At 40.1% G+C, this 6279-nt stretch carries 5 protein-coding genes; 3 read left to right on the top strand and 2 right to left on the bottom strand.

Annotation, left to right across the window (positions count from 1 at the left end; genetic code table 11):
* The first annotated feature begins 314 nt into the window (after nt 1–314).
* From creB to creD, 3 genes are all read left to right on the top strand, one after another.
* Nucleotides 315–995: a two-component system response regulator CreB gene (gene creB, locus H5186_RS20150; RefSeq protein ID WP_182794875.1), complete on the top strand. Its 681-nt coding sequence runs from the start codon at nt 315–317 to the stop codon at nt 993–995.
* Complete coding sequence (gene creC, locus H5186_RS20145) at nt 982–2463, top strand: two-component system sensor histidine kinase CreC (protein WP_182794874.1); 1482 nt, start codon at nt 982–984, stop codon at nt 2461–2463. Before creB ends, creC begins: the two co-directional genes overlap by 14 nt.
* A gap of 80 nt (nt 2464–2543) precedes the next feature.
* Nucleotides 2544–3842 (top strand): cell envelope integrity protein CreD, encoded by a 1299-nt coding sequence (creD, locus tag H5186_RS20140; RefSeq protein WP_182794873.1) that lies wholly within the window; start codon nt 2544–2546, stop codon nt 3840–3842.
* 111 nt (nt 3843–3953) lie between these two features.
* Here creD and H5186_RS20135 read toward each other — a convergent pair whose 3' ends face one another.
* Together H5186_RS20135 and H5186_RS20130 are read right to left on the bottom strand one after the other, a co-directional pair.
* Nucleotides 3954–5225, bottom strand: a complete 1272-nt coding sequence (locus tag H5186_RS20135) for a LysM peptidoglycan-binding domain-containing protein (protein ID WP_182794872.1) — start codon at nt 5223–5225, stop codon at nt 3954–3956.
* Between the two features lie 66 nt (nt 5226–5291).
* A complete protein-coding gene (locus tag H5186_RS20130) occupies nt 5292–6155 on the bottom strand; it encodes a LytTR family DNA-binding domain-containing protein (protein WP_182784926.1) in 864 nt (287 codons plus the stop codon).
* Between the last annotated feature and the right edge of the window lie 124 nt (nt 6156–6279).

The following is a 6279-nucleotide window of genomic DNA, read 5'->3' as shown; positions in this document are numbered from 1 at the left end:
ATGCCGAACTCAGTAGTGAAACGAAACAGCGCCGATGATAGTGTAGCATTTGCTATGTGAAAGTAGGACATTGCCAGGCTCCAAATTGAGAAAGCCGCTTCAGAAATGAAGCGGCTTTTTTACGTCTGCAGGAAAGCTATTGGCTTCGAGCCGTCAGCGTTAACCTTTGACATGCGTGTACTGCCACTTTTTAATCTTAAAAAACTCGCGCTCCCCATAAGAAAATATAAACTCGTAAACCTAACTATTGACTGCCTTTATAGTTACTGTAACTATAAACATTGCTAATTTGCTGTAGTAAAGGAATTAATTGCATGACAACTGCGCAGGTTGTGATCATTGAAGATGAGAAAGCGATCGCTGATACACTGATCCATACTCTAGAAATAGATGGCTTTGCTGTGCAGTGGTTTGCTACAGCGGGTGAGGGGCTTGAATATATTAAAAACAATATGCCTGCCTTGGTGATTTTGGATGTTGGTTTGCCTGATGCCAATGGTTTTGAGTTGTGCAAACAGATAAGAAAGTTCTCAGCGGTTCCAATTATTTTTCTTACCGCCCGAAATGATGAAATTGATCGTGTTGTGGGATTAGAAATAGGCGCCGATGATTATGTTACTAAGCCATTTAGCCCGCGAGAAGTGCTTGCAAGGGTTAAACTTAGAATTAGACATAGCGAAGCTGCGAGTAAAGTATCCATCTCTTCAGAACAAGCCTCAGGCCTTTATGCCGAAAATTTTGATTATCATTTCCAAAACCAAGCATTGGCTCTCACAGCATTGGAATTTAAATTGCTGGATAAGTTAATTAGCCATCCTCGCCAAGTATTCTCCCGTGAGCAATTATTGTTGTCGGCGCAAAATCACCAAGATGCTATCTATGCTCGTAATGTAGATAGTCACATCAAGGCTATTCGCAATAAATTACGCGCAGTATCGGCTCCGGAATGTATTCATACTAAACGTGGTTTTGGTTATTACTATGAATCTACCTAAGCCAACAAATACGGTATTTGCTCGTCTTAAAAGATGGCCTAAGATCCCGCTTGGACTGAGGCTGTTTTTACTCTACTTTGTATTAGTGATTTTAACCGCTTACTTGGTTAGCTCAACAGTTATGAGAGAGATCAAGCCAACGGTACGCCAAGCGAGTGAAGAAACACTGGTCGATATGGCAAACATGCTGGCTGTAATAGCAAGCAACCCAATGGCGAACGGCGATATTGCACAGAGCGCTTTTGCTAAGCAAATCAACTTTTATGGTTTGCGTGATCCCGGTGCTGCTATTTGGGGTGTTGAAAAAAAATCAGTTAATCATCGAGTTTATATAACCGATCAACAAGGGATTGTAGTGCTGGATTCATGGCAGCAGGATGTTGGTAATGATTTCTCTAAATGGAATGACGTTTACCTCACCTTACGTGGTGAGTACGGGGCACGTTCAACTGCATTAGACCCTAATGATCCGCTATCAACAGTAATGCATTTTGCTGCACCAATCATGTATAACGATGAGATAATTGGCAGTGTCACAGTTGCTAAAGCGAACCGTTCTGTACAGCCATTTATTGATATTTCTAGGTATCGGGTATTAACTTGGTTAGCGTTAATGAGTGTACTCGCACTTATCATTGGTGCGTTAATCGCGTGGCGTATAAATACTGCGTTATATAAGCTTGCAGACTATGCTGATAAAATGGGGCGCGGTGAAAAAACCAGTAAACCCACCTTTAGAGTTTTTTATGAATATAGCTTACTCAGTGATGCCCTTGAAAATATGCGTCGTCAGCTTGATGGTAAGCGTTACGTAGAAAATTATGTGCAAACTCTAACGCATGAGTTAAAAAGCCCATTGTCAGCGATCAAAGGAGCCAGTGAAATATTACAAACCCCTACCACGGTAGATAAACAACAGTTGTTTGCTCAGAATATTGAAACCGAAGCTACGCGCATGCAGCAATTGATTGATAAGTTGTTAGCTCTAACAAAGCTTGAGCAACTCCCAGAACTTGAACAGCGGCAATTAATTGATTTACCTGCTTTATTAGCGCAGATAAAAGCCTCTTGTATCAGCAGGCTAATGACCAAACAAGTAGAGTTAAGTGTTGTATGCGATAACAAAGTTGCCTTTGTAGGGGATCAATTTTTAATACAGCAAGGCTTGTATAATTTGTTTGAAAACGCGTTGGATTTTGTATGTGAGCAGGGGAAAATCAATATTACGGTCACACAAACCGCAGGAGAGCTTTGTATTAATGTCGAAAATACTGGCCCGAAGATACCTGATTATGCGTTAAAGAGAGTAACCGAACGTTTTTATTCGCTTGCCAGAAGTAATGGACAAAAAAGTACCGGCCTTGGGCTTAACTTTGTAGAACAAGTGGTTAAGTTGCATAAAGGAAAATTAGACATCCATAATACCCCGCAGGGCGTATCCGTTAAGCTGTTTTTACCAACTCCATAAAGACTCCATATAAGCACCATTTAAAATCCACTTTTGTCGATTACTCTAGTTCCTATATTAAATAGGGAGTAAAGATAATAATGAAACAAAAAATTGAAACGAAGTTGGTGATCATCATAGGCCTAATTGTACTGTTATTAGTGCCTATCTTTATGATCCAAAACCTAATTGATGAACGTGCAGAACTTCAGCAACAAGTGCAAGCTGATATTGCTAAAAGCAGCAGCGGCGAGCAACAAGTCATTGGGCCGTTTATTCAAGTGCAATTTATAGAAACTCACACCGTGGAAGGCAACACCACTGAACAGTTAAAAACGCAGTTGTTGCTACCTGAAACATTAACAATAAACAGTGAATTATCCTCTTTTGAGAAATATCGAGGTATTTATAAGGCGTTGCTATATCGCTCCGCGAATCACTTTGCAGGCCAATTTAATACCAAGGCTTTAAATGAATTAGCCGGTAAAAAGATAAAACAGGTGCATATGGTGATGGCGATTAAAGATATTCGCGGTATTGGTCAGGGTAGTACTATGCGCATAAATAACCAAGAATATGCGTTGCAGCCTGGCACTAAACTGGCGCAATTGCCCGAAGGCGTTAATATTGAACTCGATTTTAGTGCTTTACTAGAGCAACAGATGTTGGATTATCAAATTGATTTAAATCTACAAGGAATGCGTAAACTAGCTATTGCTCCTATCGGCAAAGAAACCAGTCTTAGCATGCAAGCCGATTGGCCACATCCAAGTTTCGTTGGCGATTACTTACCTATCGACTCAAGTATTTCAGAGCAAGGCTTTACTGCCAACTGGCAAACAAATTACTTTGCTACCAACTTAAAAGAGCTGTTTCAGCATTGCGTTTTTCAAAATCAGTGCGAGCAATTTAAGCAACGTAGCATGGGAGTTAATCTTGTTGATGGTGTTGATCATTATTTAAAAAGCTATCGTGCCAGTAACTACGCAATTTTAGTGCTGATATTGGTATTTGCCAGCTTCTTTTTACTCGAAGTGCTTCGCAGCGAACCTGTTCATCCGGTGCAATATGGCTTTGTCGGTTTAGCATTGGCCGTTTTTTACTTATTGTTAATATCACTTGGTGAACACCTAGGATTTAACCTTGCTTACTTATTATCAGCATTAGCTTCTTCATTATTACTAAGTATTTATGTGGCCGGAATGTTGAAAAATACTAAGCATGGTGGGTTGTTTCTGATTGCTATTCTGTTTTTATACAGCTTACTTTACGGACTATTAAGCGCAGAAGATTACGCATTGTTGATGGGTAGTTTACTGGTGTTTGTAGTGCTAAGTTTGATTATGATGCTGACCCGCACAGTAAATTGGTACCACACTAAATCACAAGCTGATGATTAATCACTGTTTACAAAGGGCTGCATGATTGCAGCCCTTTAATTATTCAGGCCTAACACAGTTAGCATTGCATATAGCCGCTGAAGATAGGCTTATTATCCAGCGTTCATGTTATTAACTTGCTGATAAAAATACGGTTAGCTTATCGCCTATTTTTAAGCGATCGCTTGAAAGGCTGTTCCATTGTTTTAGCTTAGTGATGCTGACTTTGTAATGGTTGGCTATTTTCCACAAGCTTTCGCCAGATTTAACCTTATGCTCTATTTGCGTATCGGCTAACTGCGGTAGCACTAATTTTTGACCAATACGTATGGTACTATTTTTCAAATTATTAAATGCTTTTAGTTGGCTTACAGTTACTTTGTAGCGCTTAGCGATCACGCTCAAACTATCGCCACGCTTAACTGTATAATGTTGCCATTGGCTGTAGTCGTTAGAATCTTGATCAGCAATCATAGTCTCAAATTGCTTTTGCTCACTAGCAGGAACGACGAGATGCGGTGCATCAATAATCGCCGGAAAGCGAATGACCCCGTAGTTTAAGGGCTCTAACTGTTGCCATTGGGCTTTATTATCTAAAATAACTGAGCCAGAAATGGCTATTTTGGCAATTGCATCTTTATTTGCTATTGCAGGGAACGCCATTTTTTGGCTTTTTAATAATTGTGCCGCAGCAAGTAGTTTAGGTACATACTGACTGGTTTGCTGAGGGAGTTTTAAACTGAAAAAGTCAGTTGGTTTACCTTGCTTTTTATTGTTGCTGATCGCTCTAAGTACACGGCCTTCACCTAAGTTATAGGCTGCTATAGCGTGATACCAATCACCATCAAAGCGTTTGTATAAGTACTCCATAAAATCCAGAGCAGCGCGGGTACTGTCGATCACATCTTGGCGGCCATCGAACCAAGGACTAATTTTTACCTTAAAGTACTTAGCAATGGCAGGCGTTAATTGCCAAAGTCCAGATGCATGCTTGTGCGAATAGGCACTGGCATCAAAGTCACTTTCAATTAGCGGCATTAACGCTAATTCTATGGGTAAGTTCCGCTTTTCAACCTCTGTGACTATATAATAAAGGTAAGGCTCAGCACGGCGACTAATTTCATCCATATAGTTTGGGTGAGATAAATACCATGCAATGCGTTGTTGCACATCTGGGTGGCTAGAATTGGAAAATGTAAGCTGCGCTCGGATGCGTTGCCACACATCATCGAGTTCCTGAGGACTTAAGGGAGCTATTTGCTCAATATTTTCGTTTTGTTCTTTAACAACAATATTTGGGTTAGCCTTAATATCAGGTTGTGAAGATGGTTGTTCGGGTGTGGTTTCACAACCGGATAAAATAACAATCAATGGCAGAATGCGGATAAATCGATTTAAAGACACGTACTAAACTACTCCGAAAATATAAATGCGGTTAACCTAAATCAGGCTAGCTTAACATAGCGTGAGTTAAGAATGACTTGTAGTTGAATTTAACTGTCCCTTAAATTGCTCTTTATAGCGACGCGATAAGTTAAGTACTTTGCCGGTTGTAAGTTTTACTTCACTGTCTCCGCTCGGTAGTGGCGTGATTGATTCAATCGCATCTAACCGAACGCCATGGGAGCGATGAATACGGCAAAACCCTTGCGGTTCTAACTGAGTTATAAGTTGGCTCATAGTTGCACGTAACGGGTAAATTCTTGCATCAATATGTAGATTTACATAATTACCGCTAGATTCAAGCCAGTCTATTTGTGCTACGCGGACAATAAATTCTTTTCCCAGTTTTTTTACCAGTAGTCTATCGAAATTTAAATTTTCAGGCGTATCTTCGCCTTGTCTGATCGGTGCTGCTTCACCACTTAATTGGCTCACTACATATTGATAGGTTTTAATAACAGCAATTAAAAATAAGAACCCCCACAAGTCTTTGCGGTATTCATAAAGTAATTCAAACCAGACCAAACCAAAGTCATAATACATGCCTTGTACGGTGTAAATGAGCTTGCGAATGGTGACCATAATGCCAATATGCAATAACGAAAAAGCAATGCTTGCCAGCAGATATAGCAGTAATGAGCGGGGGATTTTTTGCCAATTAAAAGGCTGGGTTTTTAATAGCCAAACTAAAGCGGGAAACAACAACAAGGTGCCAATAGCGCTGGAATATTCCCATACAAACGGCTCCCAGATCATAAATGGGAGTACGCCATCGCGCTGGGCTTCCATAATGTTTGAGCTGGCATTAATGGTGTTGTTTATAAAAATATAACTAGATAAAAATAATGCCGCATACCATCTCTGGTAGCGCTGAAAATGCGTTAAGGAGATCATTATTATTGTTACTCTTTAAAAGACCATCATTAGACTAGCAAGATAGTGATAGATCACCAAACTTATCATCCCTGATATCCACCGTTTATCCCTACTGACTGTTTTATCAGCCTTTTCTGAT

The sequence above is a fragment of the Pseudoalteromonas sp. SG41-2 genome (assembly GCF_014164535.1).
Lineage (GTDB): Bacteria > Pseudomonadota > Gammaproteobacteria > Enterobacterales > Alteromonadaceae > Pseudoalteromonas > Pseudoalteromonas rhizosphaerae.
The sequence above is the reverse complement of the archived record's forward strand: the minus strand, read 5'-3'. Positions and strand labels throughout refer to the sequence as shown.